18 protein-coding genes are annotated in these 18298 nt (G+C 69.4%); 7 read left to right on the top strand and 11 right to left on the bottom strand.

The annotated features are described in order from the left end of the window. Nucleotide 1: 1 nt before the first annotated feature. The 4 genes from glmU to RZR99_RS10310 all read right to left on the bottom strand — a co-directional run bounded on the left by glmU (nt 2) and on the right by RZR99_RS10310 (nt 3734). Nucleotides 2-1363 carry a bifunctional UDP-N-acetylglucosamine diphosphorylase/glucosamine-1-phosphate N-acetyltransferase GlmU gene (gene glmU / locus RZR99_RS10295; protein ID WP_323119649.1) on the bottom strand — a complete coding sequence of 454 codons (1362 nt, stop codon included), beginning with the start codon at nt 1361-1363 and terminating at the stop codon, nt 2-4. A gap of 110 nt (nt 1364-1473) precedes the next feature. Further along, entirely contained in the window at nt 1474-2472 is a 999-nt protein-coding gene (gene ttcA / locus RZR99_RS10300; protein WP_323119650.1) for a tRNA 2-thiocytidine(32) synthetase TtcA, read from the bottom strand. Further along, nucleotides 2469-2873 carry a dihydroneopterin aldolase gene (locus RZR99_RS10305; RefSeq protein ID WP_323119651.1) on the bottom strand — a complete coding sequence of 135 codons (405 nt, stop codon included), beginning with the start codon at nt 2871-2873 and terminating at the stop codon, nt 2469-2471. The genes ttcA and RZR99_RS10305 overlap by 4 nt, the downstream gene beginning before the upstream one ends. An 87-nt stretch (nt 2874-2960) precedes the next feature. Further along, nucleotides 2961-3734 (bottom strand): short-chain dehydrogenase, encoded by a 774-nt coding sequence (locus RZR99_RS10310; RefSeq protein WP_407655428.1) that lies wholly within the window; start codon nt 3732-3734, stop codon nt 2961-2963. On the opposite strand from RZR99_RS10310, the gene RZR99_RS33295 reads away from it, so the two are divergent. Genes RZR99_RS33295 through RZR99_RS10320 form a run of 3 tightly spaced genes read left to right on the top strand, consistent with a single transcriptional unit; the run spans nt 3729 to nt 5263 of the window. Then, nucleotides 3729-3899, top strand: a complete 171-nt coding sequence (locus RZR99_RS33295; protein ID WP_407655429.1) for a hypothetical protein — start codon at nt 3729-3731, stop codon at nt 3897-3899. The two genes, RZR99_RS10310 and RZR99_RS33295, sit on opposite strands and share 6 nt — an antisense overlap. After that, on the top strand, nt 3871-5061 hold the full coding sequence (locus RZR99_RS10315) for a class I SAM-dependent methyltransferase (protein ID WP_323119653.1): 1191 nt from the start codon (nt 3871-3873) through the stop codon (nt 5059-5061). The genes RZR99_RS33295 and RZR99_RS10315 overlap by 29 nt, the downstream gene beginning before the upstream one ends. Nucleotides 5062-5068: 7 nt before the next feature. Next, nucleotides 5069-5263, top strand: a complete 195-nt coding sequence (locus RZR99_RS10320) for a DUF2905 domain-containing protein (RefSeq protein WP_279901352.1) — start codon at nt 5069-5071, stop codon at nt 5261-5263. A 91-nt stretch (nt 5264-5354) separates the two neighbouring features. Here RZR99_RS10320 and RZR99_RS10325 read toward each other — a convergent pair whose 3' ends face one another. The 4 genes from RZR99_RS10325 to RZR99_RS10340 all read right to left on the bottom strand — a co-directional run bounded on the left by RZR99_RS10325 (nt 5355) and on the right by RZR99_RS10340 (nt 8863). After that, complete coding sequence (locus tag RZR99_RS10325) at nt 5355-5576, bottom strand: hypothetical protein (protein WP_323119654.1); 222 nt, start codon at nt 5574-5576, stop codon at nt 5355-5357. A gap of 70 nt (nt 5577-5646) precedes the next feature. Next, nucleotides 5647-6555, bottom strand: a complete 909-nt coding sequence (locus RZR99_RS10330) for a carbohydrate kinase family protein (RefSeq protein ID WP_323119655.1) — start codon at nt 6553-6555, stop codon at nt 5647-5649. Further along, nucleotides 6552-7847, bottom strand: coding sequence for an AGE family epimerase/isomerase (locus tag RZR99_RS10335; protein WP_323119656.1), 1296 nt, complete (start codon nt 7845-7847; stop codon nt 6552-6554). Before RZR99_RS10335 ends, RZR99_RS10330 begins: the two co-directional genes overlap by 4 nt. Continuing rightward, nucleotides 7844-8863 (bottom strand): LacI family DNA-binding transcriptional regulator, encoded by a 1020-nt coding sequence (locus RZR99_RS10340; RefSeq protein ID WP_323119657.1) that lies wholly within the window; start codon nt 8861-8863, stop codon nt 7844-7846. The genes RZR99_RS10335 and RZR99_RS10340 overlap by 4 nt, the downstream gene beginning before the upstream one ends. A 469-nt stretch (nt 8864-9332) precedes the next feature. Between RZR99_RS10340 and RZR99_RS10345 the strand changes: the two genes are divergently transcribed. Continuing rightward, entirely contained in the window at nt 9333-10457 is a 1125-nt protein-coding gene (locus tag RZR99_RS10345) for a hypothetical protein (RefSeq protein WP_323119658.1), read from the top strand. Here RZR99_RS10345 and RZR99_RS10350 read toward each other — a convergent pair. Together RZR99_RS10350 and RZR99_RS10355 are read right to left on the bottom strand one after the other, a co-directional pair. Further along, nucleotides 10379-12232, bottom strand: coding sequence for a phosphodiesterase (locus RZR99_RS10350; protein ID WP_323119659.1), 1854 nt, complete (start codon nt 12230-12232; stop codon nt 10379-10381). The genes RZR99_RS10345 and RZR99_RS10350 overlap by 79 nt on opposite strands. A 421-nt stretch (nt 12233-12653) precedes the next feature. Next, nucleotides 12654-13676 carry a bile acid:sodium symporter family protein gene (locus RZR99_RS10355; protein ID WP_323119660.1) on the bottom strand — a complete coding sequence of 341 codons (1023 nt, stop codon included), beginning with the start codon at nt 13674-13676 and terminating at the stop codon, nt 12654-12656. Nucleotides 13677-14076: 400 nt separating this feature from the next. Here RZR99_RS10355 and RZR99_RS10360 point away from each other — a divergent pair, with 400 nt between their 5' ends. The 3 genes from RZR99_RS10360 to RZR99_RS10370 all read left to right on the top strand — a co-directional run bounded on the left by RZR99_RS10360 (nt 14077) and on the right by RZR99_RS10370 (nt 17146). Continuing rightward, nucleotides 14077-14526: a peptide-binding protein gene (locus RZR99_RS10360; RefSeq protein ID WP_323119735.1), complete on the top strand. Its 450-nt coding sequence runs from the start codon at nt 14077-14079 to the stop codon at nt 14524-14526. Between the two features lie 442 nt (nt 14527-14968). Next, nucleotides 14969-16045: a porin gene (locus tag RZR99_RS10365; RefSeq protein WP_323119661.1), complete on the top strand. Its 1077-nt coding sequence runs from the start codon at nt 14969-14971 to the stop codon at nt 16043-16045. Between the two features lie 138 nt (nt 16046-16183). Further along, nucleotides 16184-17146, top strand: coding sequence for a LysR family transcriptional regulator (locus RZR99_RS10370; protein ID WP_323119662.1), 963 nt, complete (start codon nt 16184-16186; stop codon nt 17144-17146). A gap of 118 nt (nt 17147-17264) precedes the next feature. Here the strand turns inward: RZR99_RS10370 and RZR99_RS10375 are convergent, their stop codons facing one another. Continuing rightward, entirely contained in the window at nt 17265-18224 is a 960-nt protein-coding gene (locus RZR99_RS10375) for an NAD(P)H-dependent flavin oxidoreductase (protein ID WP_323119663.1), read from the bottom strand. Nucleotides 18225-18298 lie beyond the last annotated feature (74 nt).

Here is an 18298-nt window from a genome sequence, read left to right on the forward strand (position 1 = left end):
TTCAGCGTTTCTTCTTGACCGGACGTACGTAGCCGCTCTTCGCGGTCTGCGTCTTGTCGTTCAGCACCAGCATGCCGTCGTCGACGTCCTTCCACACCGTCGTGCCGGCCGCGATCGTCGCGCCCGCGCCGATGCGCACCGGGGCGACGAGCTGCGTGTCGGAGCCGACGAACACGTCGTCGCCGATCACGGTGCGGAACTTGTTCGCGCCGTCGTAGTTGCAGGTGATGGTGCCCGCGCCGACGTTCACGCGCGCGCCGATGTCGGCGTCGCCGATGTAGCTCAGGTGGTTCGCCTTCGAGCCCCGGCCGATCTCCGCGTTCTTCACCTCGACGAAGTTGCCGATGTGCGCGTCGTCGGCGAGCGTCGTGCCCGGCCGCAGCCGCGCGTACGGGCCGATCACGGTGCGCGCGCCGAGCTGCGCGCCGTCGATGTGCGAGAACGCGTCGATGCGCGTGCCCGCGCCGATCGTCGCGTGGCGGATCACGCAGTTCGGTCCGACGGTCACGTCGTCGCCGAGCGAGACCTCGCCCTCGAACACGCAGTTCACGTCGATCGACACGTCGCGGCCGCAGGCCAGCGTGCCGCGCACGTCGAGGCGGGCCGGATCGGCGAGCGTGACGCCCGCCGTCAGCAGCGCGTCGGCGAGCGTGCGCTGGTGAATGCGCTCCAGTTCGGCGAGCTGCGCCTTGCTGTTGACGCCGAGCGTCTCCCATTCCTCGTCGGGCTGGGTCGTGACGACCTCGAACCCCGCTTCGATCGCCTGCTCGACGACGTCGGTCAGGTAGTACTCGCCCTGCGCGTTGTCGTTGTTCAGCGCGCCGAGCCACATGGCCAGCTGCGCGGTGGGCGCGACCACGATGCCGGTGTTGATTTCGGCGATCCTCAGTTCGTCGGGCGACGCGTCCTTCTGCTCGACGATGCGTGTCACGCCGCCCGCCTGGTCGCGGACGATCCGGCCGTAGCCGTTGGGATCGTCGAGCGTCACGGTGAGCACGCCGTAGCGCGCGTCGGTGGCGGCGTCCGCGAGCCGCTGCAGCGTGCCGACGCGGGTCAGCGGCACGTCGCCGTACAGCACGAGGGTCGGGCGGGCCGGATCGAGCAGCGGCAGCGCTTGGCGTACCGCGTGCCCGGTGCCGAGCTGCTCCGCCTGCACGGCGAACTGCACGTCGGGCGCGGCGACGGCCGCCTGCACCTGCTCCGCGCCATGACCGACGACGACGACCAGCCGGGACGGCTTGAGCGCGCGAGCGGTATCGATCACATGGGAGAGGAGCGGCCTGCCGGCCAGAGGATGGAGCACTTTCGGCAGCGCGGAACGCATGCGCTTGCCGGTGCCTGCCGCCAAAATCACGATATTCATGGCGCCAGCGAGTAGGGAGAGTTCGAAGCCGGCCATTTTATCATGGGGCCCAGCGCGGACGCGGCCCGGCGCGCTCGCCGCCGGCGCGTGCCGGCGGCGGACGGACCGGCTTACAGGTCGTCGAACTGGACGATCGAAATCGGCCGCGCGCCGGCGGCCGCGCCCGGCGCGCCGGCGTCGGTGCCGCACGGTTCCTCGTCGAACGCGATGTCGCCCTGGGGGTCGGCCTGGCCCGTCGCGCGCAGCCCGGCGAACGGGAACAGCCCGGTATCCATCAGATGAGACGGCACGACGTTCGAGAGCGCGCTGAACATGTTGTCGACGCGGCCCGGGAAACGCTTGTCCCAGTCGCGGATCAGCGCCTTCATTTCCGCGCGCTTGAGGTTCGGCTGGCTGCCGCACAGGTTGCACGGAATGATCGGAAATTCGCGCAGTGCCGCGTACTTCTCCAGATCGGTTTCCTTCACGTACGCGAGCGGGCGGATCACCACGTTTCTGCCGTCGTCCGACTGCAGCTTGGGCGGCATGCCCTTCAGCTTGCCGCCGTAGAACAGGTTGAGCAGCAGCGTCTGCAGGATGTCGTCGCGGTGGTGGCCGAGCGCGATCTTGGTCGCGCCCAGCTCGCCCGCCACCCGGTACAGGATGCCGCGGCGCAGCCGCGAGCACAGCGAACAGGTGGTCTTGCCCTCCGGCACGAGCCGCTTGACGATGCTGTAGGTGTCCTGGTTCTCGATGTGGAACGGAATGTCGAGCTGCTTCAGGTATTCCGGCAGCACGTGCTCGGGAAAGCCCGGCTGCTTCTGGTCGAGATTGACGGCGACGAGGTCGAAATCGATCGGCGCGCGCTCGCGCAGTCGCATCAGGACGTCGAGCATCGCGTAGCTGTCCTTGCCGCCGGACAGGCACACCATCACCTTGTCGCCGGCCTCGATCATGTTGTAGTCGCCGATGGCCTGGCCGACCTGGCGCGCGAGCCGCTTGAACAGCTTGTTGTTCTCGTACGCTTCTTTCTGCTCGCGGCGGTTGAGCACGCGGCGGCCGGCATCCGCCGCGGCCGCGTCGGCGGCCGGCGCGGCGCCGTTCAGATGGGGGGTATGGGGCGCATTCATGCTCGCTCCTCGTCCTTGATGCGGAAGACTTCGACGCCGACGGCGTCGCAGTCCGGGTAGGCGTCCGGTTTTTCGGTGGAAACGCGCACCGCGCGCACGGCGTCGTGCGACAGCAGGTGCGCGGCGATCGCGTCGCACAGCGTTTCCTGCAGGTGGATGTGTCCGCGCGCGACGCAGTGCGCGACGCTCTGCTTCATCAGGTCGTAGTCGACCACTTCGCGCAGCCGGTCCTCGACCGGCGTGGTCTGCGCGAGCGGCACGAACAGATCGACGTTGATGACGACTCGCTGCTCGCCACGCTTCTCATGCTCGAACGCGCCGATATTGATATACACCTCGTAGTCGCGCAGGTAGAGCCTGCGGCAATCGGCGAGCCGGGGGTGCAGGAGAGCGGCAAACATGGTCGTTCCAGTCAAATTGGCGTGCATGCACGCAAAACGGCGCGGCGGGACGCGCGGCCATCGCTGGCCCGCGTCCCGCCGCATCGGTCAAATCCTGCCGCCGGCGGGCGGGGCGAGATGCTCGCCGCCGTCGACGTTCAGCGTCGCGCCCGTGATCCCGGCGGCGTCCGCCAGATAACAGGCCGCGTCGGCCAGCACGTCCGGCTGCGTCGCGCGTCCCCGGACAAGGCCCGCGACCCGCACCTTCGGCGCCAGCGCCAGCGCCTGCGCGCCGATCGCCCGGTGCAGCGCCGCCTGCGTCAGCGCATGCGGCAGCGGCTCGGGCGCCGGATGAAACAGTGCCTGATCCAGCACGTGAATCATGGCCGCGCGCAGCGTTTCGTCGCGGTTCGCCTGATCGGGCGTCGCGTCGTGCAGCGCGCGGGCCAGCGCGAGCGGGGCGGCGACGTTGCGCGCCATCGCGTCCAGCAGCGGCGCGTAGCCGGCGGCTCGGGCGTCGCCGGCCCGCGCGGGCTCGGACTGGCTCACGATGCACGCCGGGCGGCCCAGCGCCGCCGTGCAGGCGGGCACCAGCCGCCGGACGTCGTCCTCCAGGGACAGATCCGCGACGAGCACGACGGCTCGACGGCCGAGCGCCTCGATCTCCGCGACCAGCGCGGCGGCGGCGTCGCGCGCGGCCGGATCGCCGACCGCGAGCGCGACGTCCCAGCCGAGCTGCGCGAAGCCCACGGCGAACGCGCGCCCGTCGGGTGCGATGCCGGGCGCGGCGGCGTGCTCCAGGCGTCCCGCGCCGGCCGGCGCGGCGCCCGCATGCACGGCGCTCGCATGCGCGGCGCCCGCATGCACGGCGCCCGTATGCACGGCGCCCGCATGCACGGCGCCCGTATGCACGGCGCCCGTATGCACGGCGCCCGTATGCACGGCGCCCGTGATCAGCACGACCCGTGCGGGGTGGGGGGCGGACGTATCGGCGGAAACGGTCATTTACAATGCCGGGATGAACCCGAAAGCTCACGAACCCACTAGTTTACCTGCTCCCGGCCCCGACGCGCTCGCGCAGTCCGAAACCCTCGCCGCGCTGCTGCGCGCCGAGATCGGGGCGGCGGGCGGCTGGCTGCCTTTTTCCCGCTACATGGAGCGTGTGCTGTATGCGCCGGGCCTCGGCTATTACAGCGGCGGCGCGCAGAAATTCGGCCGGCGCGGCGACGACGGCAGCGATTTCGTCACCGCGCCGGAACTGTCGCCGCTGTTCGCGCAGACGCTCGCCCGGCCGGTCGCGCAGGCGCTCGCCGCGAGCGGCACGCGGCGCGTGATGGAGTTCGGCGCGGGCACCGGGCGTCTCGCGGCGGGCCTGCTGGAGGCACTCGACGGGCTGGGCGCCGAATTCGACGAGTACGCGATCGTCGATCTGTCGGGCGAACTGCGCGCGCGCCAGCGCGACACGATCCTGGCGGCCGCGCCGGCGCTCGCGGCGCGGGTGCGCTGGCTCGACGCGCTGCCGGACCGGTTCGAGGGCGTGGTGATCGGCAACGAGGTGCTCGATGCGATGCCGGTGCGGATCGTCGTGAAGGGCGCGCAGGGCTGGCTCGAGCGCGGCGTCGCGCTGGGCGCGGCGCACGGCTTCGTGTTCGAGGACCGTCCCTGCGCGGCGGACGCGCGTCTCGCGCCGCTCGCCGCGCTCGACGTCGAGGAAGGCTACGTCACCGAGACCCACGACGCGGCGACGGCCTTCACGCGCACGGTCTGCACGACGCTGACGCGCGGCGCCGCGCTGTTCGTCGACTACGGTTTTCCGCATCACGAGTACTACCACCCGCAGCGCGCGCAGGGCACGCTGATGTGCCACTACCGCCACCGCGCGCACGGCGATCCGTTCCTGTATCCGGGCTTGCAGGACATCACCGCGCACGTCGAGTTCACCGGCATCTACGAGGCCGGCGTCGAAACCGGTGCGGACCTGCTCGGCTATACGTCGCAGGCGCGCTTCCTGCTGAACGCCGGCATCACCGACGCGCTCGCCGCGCTCGACCCGTCCGACGCGCGCAGTTTCCTGCCCGCCGCCAACGCGGTGCAGAAGCTGATCTCCGAAGCGGAGATGGGCGAGCTGTTCAAGGTGATCGCGTTCTCGCGCGGCATCGACGGCACGCTCGACGCGTTCGCGCGCGGCGACCGCTCGCACACGCTGTAGGCGCATCGTGTTCCGCTGGCTGCTCACCACCTTCCTGGCCGTGATGATCCTGACGCGGGCCTGGCCGTGGCTGTCGAAGCTCGGGGTAGGGCGGCTGCCGGGCGACGTGACGCTGAAGATCGGCTCGCGCGCCTATCCGTTTCCGTTCATGTCGACGCTCGTGATCATGGGCATCGTGTCGGTGATCGCCCGGCTCTGGTGACGCGGCGGGGGGGCGCGGCGGGGGCGCCGCGTACGCGTAAAAAAAGGGCAGGCGTGTTCGCCTGCCCTTGCCGATGCGATGGCCGAGACGCTCAAAGCTCGATCTCGCCGAGAATGCGGTGCGCGAGCGCTTTCGCTTCGTTGAACGCTTCTTCTTCGTTCGCGCTCGTGGCCTCGACCTCGTAGAGCGTGTTGTCGGGCGCGCCGCCTTCGTCCCGCGACAGGATCACGTAGCCCTGATAGTGGCCGCGATCCGTCTTCCGGGTGTGCGCCTTGGCCGTATAGATGCCCTTGGTGTAGATGTTGCCGTCCATGATGCTTCTCCCGCAAGAAGGACGTCCCATCGTAACACCGCGCCACCGCGATTTCAGCGGCGCCGCGCGGTCAGTCCTCCAGCAGCGCGACGACCTCGTCCAGCGCCGGCGCGTGCGCGCCGGTGTGGCGGCATGCCGCCGCGCCCGCGGCGAGCGCGAACGCCAGATGGTCGCGCCACGCGCGCTGCGGCGCGGTCATCAGACTGAACAGCAGGCCGCCGATCGACGCGTCGCCCGCGCCGACCGTATCCGCGATCTCGACGCGCGGCGGGCTCGCCTCCAGCGTCTCGCCGTCCGCGTAGAGCGTGGCCGCCTGCGCGCCGCGCGTGACGAGGAGCGCCGCGCGCGGGTTCAGCGCGCGCAGCTGCGCGATCGCGCCGGCCTCGTCGCCGTCGAACAGGTGCCGCAGATCCTCGTCCGATACCTTGATGAGATCGGCGAGCGCGGCCATTTTCTCGAGCGTCGGCCGGTAGCCGGCCGTCATCAGGTTGCGATAGTTCGGATCGAAGCTGATCTTCACGCCCTGCGCGCGCAGCGCGGCGGCGAGCGCGATGAGCGTCGACGCGAGCGGTTCGCGCACGAGGCTGATGCAGCCGAAATGCGCCCATTTGACGTGCGCTTCCCAGCCGGCCGGCAGCTGCGCCGGGTCGAACGCGAGATCGGCGCTGCGTTCGCCGATGAAGAAGTACGCGGGCGGTTGAGTCTCGTGGACGATCGCGAGCAGCGGCGGGCGATCGACGCGCTGCAGGAAGCGCAGGTCGACGCCGGCGGCTTCGCTCGCGTGCCACAGCTCGTCGGAAAAGCAGTCGCGCCCGATCGCGCCGGCGCTCGCGCTCGGCACGCCGAGCCGGGCGACCGCGCGCGCGACGTTCCAGCCGGCGCCGCCGGGGCGCGACACCCAGTTCGAACCGCCGGTGCGGACCATGTCGGTGAGGATGTCGCCCGCCGACACGAAGTGCGGGAATGCGGCTGCGCTCATTGCGCGTTCTCCTGGTGACGGTGGGATGCGACGGGGCGGGCCGGCAGCGCGTTCAGCACTTCGTAGCACGCGCCCATCGTGTGATAGTCGGTCTTGCCCGCGGGGCTCTTCTCGTCGCTGTACTTGCGGTTGTCGCAGGTGAGGATGCGGTACCACGCCCCGTAGCGGTGGTCGACGAAATGATTCCAGCTGTAGCGCCAGATCTCGTCATACCAGTCCCAGAACCGTTCGCTGCCGGTGCGCTCCGCGAGCAGCGCGGCGGCGGCGAAGGTCTCGGCCTGTACCCAGAAATACTTGTTGTGATCGCAGACGGTGTAGTCGGGGCCGAAGCCGTAGTAGAGCCCGCCGTGATCCGAATCCCACGCGTGCGCGAGCGCCGCGTCGAACAGTTCGACCGCGCGCGGCAACAGCCAGTCGAGCGGCCGATGCCGTTCGAGGATCAGCAGGAGCTTCGCCCATTCGGTCTGGTGGCCGGGCTGGAAGCCCCACGGACGGAAGATGTTCGAGCTGTCTTCCTTGTTGTAGTCCCAGTCGATCGACCAGTCCGCGCGATAGTGCTCCCACACCAGATTCTGCGACAGCGCGGCCTGGCGCCGCGTGATGTTCGACGCGACCTGCTCCGCGCGATCGAGATACGCGGCGTCGCCGGTCGCCTCGTATGCGGCGAGCAGCGCTTCCGTCGTGTGCATGTTGGCGTTCTGCCCGCGATAGTCCGACACGTGCCAGTCGGCGCTCGCGTCGTCCGCGTACAGGCCGGACGACGGAACCCAGAAGTGCTGCTCCATCAGGTCGAACGTCGCGGCGATCAGCGGCTTGGCCTCGTCGACGCCCGCCATCGTCGCGTGCGCGGCGGCGAGCAGCACGAAGGCGAGGCCGTAGCAGTGGCGGGTGCCGTCGAGCGTCGCGCGCTTTTCGCCGTCGCGCCATTCGAGTTCCCAGTCGTAGCCCTTGAGCGTGTCGTCCCAGTGCGCGTCGCGCAGGAAGCGCAGCCCGTGGCGGGTGTAGTCGAGGTAGCGCGGGTCGCCGAACTGCCGGTAGGCCATCGCGTAGTTGAAGACGAACCGGCAGCTGCTGACGAGATGGCGGGTCGTGCGGTTGTAGATCGAGCCGTCGTCGCGGAAGAAGTGGAAGAAGCCGCCCGTCGGGTCGAACACGGTGGGCGCATAGAAGCGCAGCGTGTCTTCGACGTGCGACAGCAGGAAGGCGGCGTCGCGGAAGTTCGCGACGGGCGGCGCGGGTGTGGCCGGCGCGTCGGGCGCCGGTCGGGCGGCATGCAGGGCGGAGGTCGTCATGATCCGATAACCGAGGTAAGGGGGCGCGCCGCGGGGGCGGCGGCGCCGCTGCTGGCCCGTGCGATCAGTTGCACGGGCACGCTGATTTCAGTGTGCTCCGGGGCGTCGGCGAGCAGCAGCTCGACGCCTTGCCGGCCGAGCGTTTCCTTGTCGACGGCGAGCGTCGTGAGGGGGGGCGCGGCATGGGCGGCGGCGGGAATGTCGTCGAAGCCGACGAACGCGATGTCTTCCGGCACCCGGACGCCGCGCGCGACGCAGACGCGCATCGCGGCGAGCGCGGCCGCGTCGTTGTACGCGAACACGGCGTCGGGGCGCGGGCCGGGCGCGTCGAGCAGTTGCTGCATCGCGCGGGCGGCGCCGGTGTCGGGATCGAGGCCGGCGTCGAGCGTGACCTCGAGCGACGGATCGAACAGCAGGCCGGCCTCGAAGAACGCGCGGCGGTAGCCGAGCGCACGCTGCGCGATGCTGTAGTGCGCGAGCGAGCCGCCGATGAACGCGATCCGCTTTCGGCCGGCCGCGAACAGGTGCTGCATCGCGAGCGCGGCGCCGCTGCGGTTGTCGATGTTCACGGAGCGCAGGCCCGGCGCCCACAGGTCGATCAGCACCAGCGGGCGGCCCGTGGCGGCGAGCGCCTCGAGCGTTTCCGGCTCCATGAAGCCGGCCACCGCGATCGCGTCGGGCGCGTGCGGGCGCATCTGGCGGATCACGTCGTCGGTCGGGCCGGCGGTGAGCAGCGTCGGCACGATGCCGCGTTCGCGGCACGCATCCTCGACACCGTGCAGCACGTGCGAGAAGAACGGCGTGGCCGCGAAGTTGTTGTGCTGACGGTGCAGCAGGAACGTCAGGCGCCGGATTCTCGGCCTGAGCTGCGCGGGATCGTAGCCGAGCCGCTGCGCGACCTCGACGACGCGCTCGCGAGTGGTTTCCGAGAGGCCGGGCTGGTTCTTGAGCGCACGCGACACCGTGCCGATCGATACGTTTGCCGCCTGCGCAACATCGCGAATGGTGGTTCCCATCGTCCGGATCCCGAGTGTTTAGGGTGACGGCGATTGTATAGTAAAAATCCAAGAATGGAAGTCTGTAAACGATAAGGAAGGGCTGGTAAATACCCGTATTTAAACGGTTAAGTGGTTTTTCATCGTTTACTAAAATGGTGTAAACATAGTGCTTGCCGGTGAGTCGAATCGCGCGGCGGGGGACGCCCGGCTCATACCGCCGGCGGGAAGGTCGATAGCGCCTTGTGCGGCGGGCAAGCGCCTCGCGACGCGGGCGAGCACGACGGCTATCGGCAGCCGCAGCCGGGTTCAGGAAAGGGGGCGGCGGCGGGTGTGGGCTGCATGACGCGCTTTGCTACGGGAGGGGCGCCGTCGCCTCGGGTATGACCGGCAAGCGCGACGCGGGTGAATACGGCGCCGGCCGCATGGGCGGGCACGCTGACCATCCGCGTGCGCCGCCGGTTTTCGACGAGGAGGCGGGCCGTGTGCGGTGGAGCGGTGCCGGGCAGCGGTCCACCGCACGCTCACGGCTCGCGGCTCGCGGCTCGCGGCTCGCGGCTCGCGGCTCGCGGCTCGCGGCTCGCGGCTCGCGGCTCGCGGCTCGCGGCTCGCGGCTCGCGGCTCGCGGCTCGCGGCTCGCGGCTCGCGGCTCGCGGCTCGCGGCTCGCGGCTCGCGGCTCGCGGCTCGCGGCTCGCGGCTCGCGGCTCGCGGCTCGCGGCTCGCGGCTCGCGGCTCGCGGCTCGCGGCTCGCGGCTCGCGGCTCGCGGCTCGCGGCTCGCGGCTCGCGGCTCGCGGCTCGCGGCTCGCGGCTCGCGGCTCGCGGCTCGCGGCTCGCGGCTCGCGGCTCGCGGCTCGCGGCTCGCGGCTCGCGGCTCGCGGCTCGCGGCTCGCGGCTCGCGGCTCGCGGCTCGCGGCTCGCGGCTCGCGGCTCGCGGCTCGCGGCTCGCGGCTCGCGGCTCGCGGCTCGCGGCTCGCGGCTCGCGGCTCGCGGCTCGCGGCTCGCGGCTCGCGGCTCGCGGCTCGCGGCTCGCGGCTCGCGGCTCGCGGCTCGCGGCTCGCGGCTCGCGGCTCGCGGCTCGCGGCTCGCGGCTCGCGGCTCGCGGCTCGCGGCTCGCGGCTCGCGGCTCGCGGCTCGCGGCTCGCGGCTCGCGGCTCGCGGCTCGCGGCTCGCGGCTCGCGGCTCGCGGCTCGCGGCTCGCGGCTCGCGGCTCGCGGCTCGCGGCTCGCGGCTCGCGGCTCGCGGCTCGCGGCTCGCGGCTCGCGGCTCGCGGCTCGCGGCTCGCGGCTCGCGGCTCGCGGCTCGCGGCTCGCGGCTCGCGGCTCGCGGCTCGCGGCTCGCGGCTCGCGGCTCGCGGCTCGCGGCTCGCGGCTCGCGGCTCGCGGCTCGCGGCTCGCGGCTCGCGGCTCGCGGCTCGCGGCTCGCGGCTCGCGGCTCGCGGCTCGCGGCTCGCGGCGAACGGCTCGCGGCGAACGGCGAACGGCGAACGGCGAACGGCGAACGGCGAACGAAGGCTGCGCGACGGGGCGGCGAGGGATCAGCCGAAGTCGGCGAGCGGCGCGTCGCCGCGCGTGCGCAGCCACGTGCTGCCTTCTTCGATGTCGATCAGGAAATAGCCGGTCGGCTGCTGCTTCGCACGGCGTTTCGCGAGCGCGGCGACCGATGCGATCTCGTCGCTGCCGTAGCGCAGCGCGCGGCCGTTGACGGGCGGCACGTGCACGCAGCCGATCGCCATCGTCACGAAGCCGAAGAATGCGGCATTGCCGTAGCGGTCCTCGCCGCGAATCCCGCCCGCGAGCCGGTCTGCGCTCGCATAGAAGCGCTGCGCGCCCTCGTTGAAAAGGCGGATCGCGCGCTTCACGCGGGCGGCCCAGTCGGTGCTCTGGAACAGCACCAGGAAGTCGTCGCCGCCGACGTGGCCGAGAAAGTCGCGGGTCGGGTCGCAGACGTCGGCAAGCACGGCGGCCGAGAACTTCAGCACTTCGTCGCCCTGCCAGTAGCCGTACTGATCGTTGAACGGCTTGAACTGATTGAGATCGACGTAGCACGCATGAAAGCCGGCCTCGTTGTCGACGAGTCGCGCGATGTGCGAGCTGATCGGGATGTTGCCGGGCAGGAAGGTCAGCGGATTCGCGTAGCGCGCCGCCTCGATCCGGACCTCGGTGACGGCGCGCACCAGGTTCTCGCCGGTGCCGAGGCCGAGATAGCGGCCGTGTTCGGTAATGACGAAGCCGTCGGCCAGGTAGCGCTGGTCGTTGCTGGTCAGAAGCTTCGCCATCTGCTCGACCGTCATCGCGTTTTCGATGACGACGGGCGCATCGTTCGCGAACTGCAGGCAGGCCTTCTTGCCGAATACCTCGCGGTGATAGGGCAGCGCGTAGCGGTCCATGAAGCTGCGGCGGTTGATCAGCGCGATGGGCCGGTCGCCTTCGACGACGGCCACCGCGTGCAGGTCGGGCAGGCGATTGAACAGTTCCAGCACGTCGTTGTTGGTGGCGCGGCGCGGCAGCGCGGGCGCCGCGACCAGCATCTTCGAGGCCACGGTGCCGCCGCCCGGACGCGGCGCGGGGCCGGTACGGGTCGCGCCCGGAAAGATCGCGATGTGCGGCGAGCGGATCGCGTCCTGCGCGGGCGCCGCTACCTGCCGCGCGGGCTGCGCATGCGGATGACCGAGGAAGAAGCCCTGGCCGCAGCCGATGCCCATGTCGCGCACGACGATCAGGTCCGCCTCGTTCTCGATCCCCTCGGCGATCAGCTTCGCGCCGCTCGCGTTGGCGAAGTGCTGCATCGCCTTGACCGCTTCGAACTTGAGCGGATCGTTCGCGATGTCGTGGATGAAGAACCGGTCGATCTTCACGACGTCGGGATGGAGACTCACCCACAGATTCATGCTGGCGTTGGCGGTGCCGTAGTCGTCGAGCGCGAACTGGATGCCCGCGTGACGCAGCGCGGCGAGCCGTGTCGCGAAGGCGCCGACGTCGAGGATCGCGTTCTGCTCGGTGAGCTCGATGACGATCCGCTCGACGGCGAACTGGGTGCGGCGCAGCAGCGCGCGTGCGCGTTCGCGCACGGCGGCGAACTGCAGGATCGCGTTCGCGCTGAAGTTCAGGAACAGCTTGCCGTCGCAGCCGAGCGCGACGAACGCCTCGATGCAGACCTCCGCGGCCGCATGCTCGAGCGCGATCGACGCGCCCTCGCGCGCGGCCTGCGCGAACAGCGCGGCGGGCTGTTCGAGCGGCGAGCCGGACGGGCCGCGGATCAATCCTTCGTGGCCGATGATCGCGCCGGTGTCGATATCCACGATCGGCTGGAATACGGCGGCGAGCGCTTGCTCGTCGATCAGCGCGGCGATGCGGGTGGATTCGGGGAGGGCGCGGACGGGCGGTGGCATGGGGCGAGCGGCTGGGGACGGGACGCCCGGCTTAACGGCGCGGAACCGCGAGGATTGAATGAATTTTTTGTGAAGCGGCGCACCGGCGTGGGGCGGCGCGCCGCGCAAACGATGGCGCGTGAAGACGGCCGCGACGAGGGCGAAATGCGGGGGCGGCGGCACTGGTGCGCGCGTGTCGAGGGTGCGGTATGCGGCGATGGAGGTGAGGCGGGGAAAGGTGAGGCGGGGAAAGGTGAGACGGAAAGGTGAGGCGGAAAGGTGAGGCGGAAAGGTGAGGCGGAGAGGTGAGACAAAAGGGCAAGTGGAAGAACGAACCGAAAACGCGGATGCCGAGCGGCGACGCAGCCGCTCGTCGGCGGATGGGTTTGCCGGGTGCCGGTCGCGCTCGCGAAGCGCCCCGGCGAACCGCGCAAACCCCGCGTCAGCGCTCGCCGGTGCGCAGCGCGCCGGCGGGAACGTCGGCGTCCTGCTCGCCGCTCAGGTCGCGCGCCCCCCAGCGCTGCGCGAGCGCCGCGCACGTCATCAGCTGGATCTGGTGGAACAGCATCAGCGGCAGCACGATCGCCCCCACCGCATGCGCGGAGAAAATCACCTTCGCCATCGGCACGCCGGCGGCGAGACTCTTCTTCGAGCCGCAGAAGATGATCGTGATCTGATCCGCGCGACTGAAACCGAGCCGCTTGCTGACGAGCGCGGTGAGCAGCAGCGCGACCGCGAGCAGCACGACGTTGACGACGACGAGGCCGAGCAGCGCGCTCGGCGGAATCTGATGCCAGAGCCCCTGATTCACGGCCTCGCTGAACGCTACATAGACGACGAGCAGGATCGAGCCCTGGTCGACGAAGCGCAGCACCCCGCGATTGCGCTCGATCCACGCGCCGATCACGGGCCGCAGCAGCTGTCCGGCGATGAACGGCACCAGCAGCTGCATCACGATGCTGCCGACCGTGCTCCACGGGGACGCCGCGCCGCCCGACTGCGACGTGATGATAAGCCCGACGAGCGCGGGCGTGATGAAGATGCCGAGCAGGCTCGACGCGGATGCCGCGCATACCGCGGCCGGCACGTTGCCCTTGGCGATCGACGTGAACGCGATCGACGACTGGACGGTCGACGGCAGCGTGCAGAGGAACAGCACCCCCGCGTACAGGGCCGGGGTGACGAGCGGCGTCAGCACCGGCTTCAGCGCGAGGCCGAGCAACGGGAACAGCGCGAAGGTGCTGAGCAGCACGACCGCGTGCAGCCGCCAGTGCGTCGCGCCGGCGACGATGGCTTCGCGCGACAGCTTCGCGCCGTGCAGGAAGAACAGCAGGCCGACGGCGAGGTTGGTCGCCCAGTTGAATGCGTGCGCGGCCGTGCCGCGACACGGCAGCAGGCTCGCGAGCACGACGGTGCCGACGAGCGCGAGCGTGAAGTTGTCAGGGATGAAACGAGGGCGGGCCATCGGAAGTCTCGAATGAATGCGGGCGGGCGGTAGCGCAGACGCATGACGAAACCGGCGCCGGTCGCGGAAGCGACATTGTCGCGGCGGCCTATTGAATAGGCAAATTCATTCCGTGAATCGATTAATGATTCCGATGCATGATGTGATCCTGCCCCGGATGGGGATGGCGCGGTCGGAAGAATACGGCGCCTTACAGTGAAAATGTCAAAAGATCGGCACAGACAGGCCGTCCCTCGGGCCGCGAAATTGTTGAAAAACATAGCAGTAACACGGTGTTACACCGGTGCTGACGGCCTAACACTTTTTGGCTCGACACGTGTGCAACCCGCCCATAAATTACTGCTGAAAGGCTCTCGCGCTGTCTGTCGCCGGACGTGCGAGCGCGGTCGGCAGGCACATGATGATGACGGAACGGGCAAAGCGGATGATCGGACGATGGGCGGCAGGCGCAATCGGCGCGCTGCTGATGTCGTTCGCCTTCGCACAGCCGCCCCACGGCGGCGGTCACGGGTTCGGCGGCTATGGCGCCGCGCGCGGCGGCGGGTACGAGCAGGCCTACCCGCGCGGCAACCAGGCGCGGATCGGCGTCAACGGCTATGCGTCGCGCTGGGGTTTGCGCCCGAATCCGTCGTCCGGCCACTACGCGCCGCAAAGCCCGTACCGGGCGATCAGCGCCGACGCGCGTCCGATGCCGCATCCGCCCGACGGCTCGCTGCCGATGCGCGCCGGCTCGATCCGCGCGGACGTCGCCCGCTACAACGAAGAGCGCGGCGGCAGGCCGATGCCGCCGCCGCGATCGCAGGAGGACGTCCCCCGTCCGCCGTTCTTCTCGTCGTTCTATCGCAACTGACCTGAGCGATCCGGGCGGCGCAACGCTGTCCGATGATGCAATTTCGCCACAGTCCCCGCTGAAATTCCGCCGCGCATTGCGCCGGTTTCCCCGCCTGCGCTATCTTTCGCGCCGCGTTGCCGGTGCGTGCGCGCGAGCCCGGCGACCCGTCCGCGTTTCATCGTCCCGTTCGACCGAGCCGCCCGGCTGCTCCGGCGCGGCTTTCGGGTCTATCGAAAGCTTTCTGTCGGCTTGAATGCCGCCGCCTCGCTTGCCGATACGCGCGTCGATACCCGCCAATTGGCCGGCAAATTAATGCTGACGCTATACCCGCAATAAGCGCCCCCTTTTTTGACAGGACAAATGGTCCGTAAAGATGACTGCGCCCCAACCGGCGCACGCATCCGGCCCATACAACAACGCGCTCGCGCCGCCCGTTCCCTTACGACACCACGGAGATCACATGAAGTCACTGGCCAGCCGCGCGCTGAAAACCTCCTTCTCGTTCGCCGCCGCGGCGACGCTTGCCGCCGGGGCGACCGGCGCGCACGCGCAATCGAGCATTCAGTTGTACGGCCAGGTGGATACCTGGGTCGGCGCGCAGAAATTCCCCGGCAGCGAGCGCGCATGGGGCGTGCAGGGCGGCGGAATGTCGACGTCGTATTGGGGCGTGCGCGGCACCGAGGATCTGGGTGGCGGCTACAAGGCGATCTTCACGCTCGAAGATTTCTTCCGGCCGCAGAACGGCAACTACGGCCGCTTCAACGGCGACACGTTCTTCGCGCGCAATTCGTACGTCGGCCTGCAATCGCCGTACGGCACCGTGACGGCGGGACGTCTCACCACGCACCTGTTCGTGTCGACGATCCTGTTCAATCCGTTCATCGACTCGTACGTGTTCTCGCCGATGGTCTATCACGTGTTCCTCGGACTCGGCACCTTCCCGACCTACACGACGGACCAGGGCGTGGTCGGCGATTCGGGCTGGAACAACGCGGTGTCGTATACGACGCCGGACTATCGCGGCTTCAACGCGAGCGTGATGTACGCGCTCGGCAACCAGGCGGGCGGCAACGGTTCGAAGAAGTGGAGCGGCCAGTTCATGTACTTCAGCGGCCCGTTCGCCGCGACGGCCGTCTACCAGTACGTGAACTTCAACAACAACCCGGGCGATCTCGGTTCGCTGATCGCGGGGATGAAGAGCCAGGGCGTCGCGCAGGTCGGCGTGAGCTACGACCTCAAGTTCATGAAGCTATACGGCCAGTACATGTATACGAAGAACGATCAGATCGCCGGCAGCTGGCACGTGAATACCGCGCAGGGCGGCGTGTCGGTGCCGCTCGGCGCCGGCAGCGCGCTGGCGTCGTATGCGTACTCGCGCGACGCGGGCGGACTCGACCAGACCCGCCAGACCTGGGCGCTCGGCTACGACTACCCGCTGTCGAAGCGCACCGACCTCTACGCCGCGTACATGAATGACCGCCTGTCGGGCATGTCGAACGGGAATACGTTCGGCGCGGGGATTCGTGCGAAGTTCTAAACAATCGGGACTCGATGCGTCGGATGTTGGCGGCGTCACATAAGTGGCGCCGTTTTGCCTTTCTTGACGTTTTCGTTTCTCAGGCTTTGTTACAGTGGCTTGCGATTGCCTAATTCCCCTCGATTGCGAGCATTTTCGATGGATACCCTCGTCAGCATGAATGTGTTTCGCTTCGTCGTCGAAGTCGGCAGCTTCGTCGGTGCGGCTGAACGCATGGAGATGTCGGCGGCGATGGCGAGCAAGCATGTGATGCATCTCGAGCAGCAGCTCGGCGCGCGTCTCCTGCATCGCACGACACGCCGGGTCGCGCCGACCGAGGCAGGACGCGAGTATTACGAGCGCCTTGTCCAGGCGCTGACCGAGCTGGACGAAGCCGGCCAGGCGGTCGGCGCGGCCAGCGTAGTACCGCAGGGCCGGCTACGCGTCACGTCGCTGTCGGCATTCGGCCTGCGCCACGTCATGGACGCCGTCACCGACTACGCCGAACGCTATACCGATGTCACGGTCGAGATCACGCTGTCCGATCGCGTCGTCGAACTGATCGACGAGGGCTACGACGTGGCGGTGCGTGCGGCGCCCGCCGGCATGAAATCGTCGTCGCTGGTGGCCCGTCAGATCGCCACCGCCCACATCCTGCTCGTCGCGTCGCCCGATTATCTGAAGAAGCACGGCACCCCCGCGTCGATCGCCGATCTCGAACGGCACAATTACCTGCGGCGCGAATCGAACGCGACCTCGCTCGACTCGATGGCGACCGATGTCGTGGCCGCGTCGCGCGTGAGCCTCAACGGCAACCTGATCGTCAACCATCTCGAAGGATTGCGCGTCGCGGTGCTCGGCGGTGCGGGCATCGCGCTGCTCGGCACCGAGGTGGTCGGCGAGGACATCGAGGCCGGCCGGCTCGTGCCGCTGATGCTCGACGTGCTGCCGCCGCGCGAGCTGCCGATCTACGCGGTGTATGCGAGCCGGCGCCACGTGTCGGCCAAGGTGCGCTCGTTCGTCGACTTCCTCGCGGACCGCTTCGCGGGCCAGTCGCTGTGTCCGTCGATCGAGGAGCGGCTGAAGGTGCTGTCGATGCCGCGGATGAAGCGGATCGGCTGACCCGGACCCCGGCTCGCGCGGCGAGCCGATGAAAAAAGGCGCGGACCGCATCGTCCGCGCCTTTTGCGTTTCAGGCACTGCGCATTCGCGAGCCGCGCGACCGGCTCGCGCCCGATCGTCATGCGCGAATGCCGAGACGCGCCTTCGCGTCGCCGTACTCGCGCGCGAGCCGCGCGACCAGTTCCTCGACCGACGGCACGTCGTCCATCAGGCCGACGCCTTGCCCGGCGCCCCAGATGTCCTTCCACGCCTTCGCCTTGTCGCTGCCGAAATTCATCTTCGACTTGTCGGCTTCCGGCAGCGCTTCCGGATCGAGGCCCGCATTCACGATGCTCTGCCGGATGTAGTTGCCGTGCACGCCGGTGAACAGGTTCGTATAGATGATGTCGGCCGAGCTGGCGTTCAGGATCGCGTGCTTGTAGTCGTCGACCGCGTGCGCTTCCCGGGTCGCGATGAAGCGCGTGCCCATGTACGCGAGATCGGCGCCCATCGCCTGCGCAGCGAGAATCGAGCCGCCGTTGGCGATCGAGCCGGACAGCACGATCGGGCCGTCGAACCGCTTGCGCACTTCGCCGACGAGCGCGAACGGCGACGTCGTGCCCGCGTGGCCGCCCGCGCCGGCCGCGACGAGGATCAGCCCGTCGACGCCTGCTTCGAGGGCCTTTTGCGCATGCCGCAGATTGATGACGTCGTGCAGCACGATGCCGCCGTAGCTGTGCACCGCGTCGACGATCTCGCGAGCGGGCGCGCGCAGGCTGGTGATGAAGATCGGCACCTTGTGCTCGACGCAGACGCGCACGTCGTGCTCGAGCCGCACGTTCGACTGGTGGACGATCTGGTTGACGGCGATCGGTCCGATCACGGCGTCCGGATGGCCGGCCTTGTGCTGCGCCAGCTGCGTCTCGATCTGCGTGAGCCATTCGTCGAGGAGTTCGGCCGGCCGCGCGTTGAGCGCGGGGAACGAGCCGACGATGCCGGCCTTGCACTGCGCCAGCACGAGTTCCGGATAACTGACGATGAACATCGGCGACGCGATGACGGGCAACGCGAGATTTTGCAGGACGGCGGGCAAAGCCATGATGGATCTCCAGGATCGTGGCCGGGTGCGGACGGCATGAAAGAGTGTAGCGACGCGACGCCTGCCCTGCGCTT

The sequence above is a fragment of the Burkholderia alba genome (assembly GCF_034721475.1).
Taxonomy (GTDB): Bacteria; Pseudomonadota; Gammaproteobacteria; order Burkholderiales; family Burkholderiaceae; genus Burkholderia; species Burkholderia alba.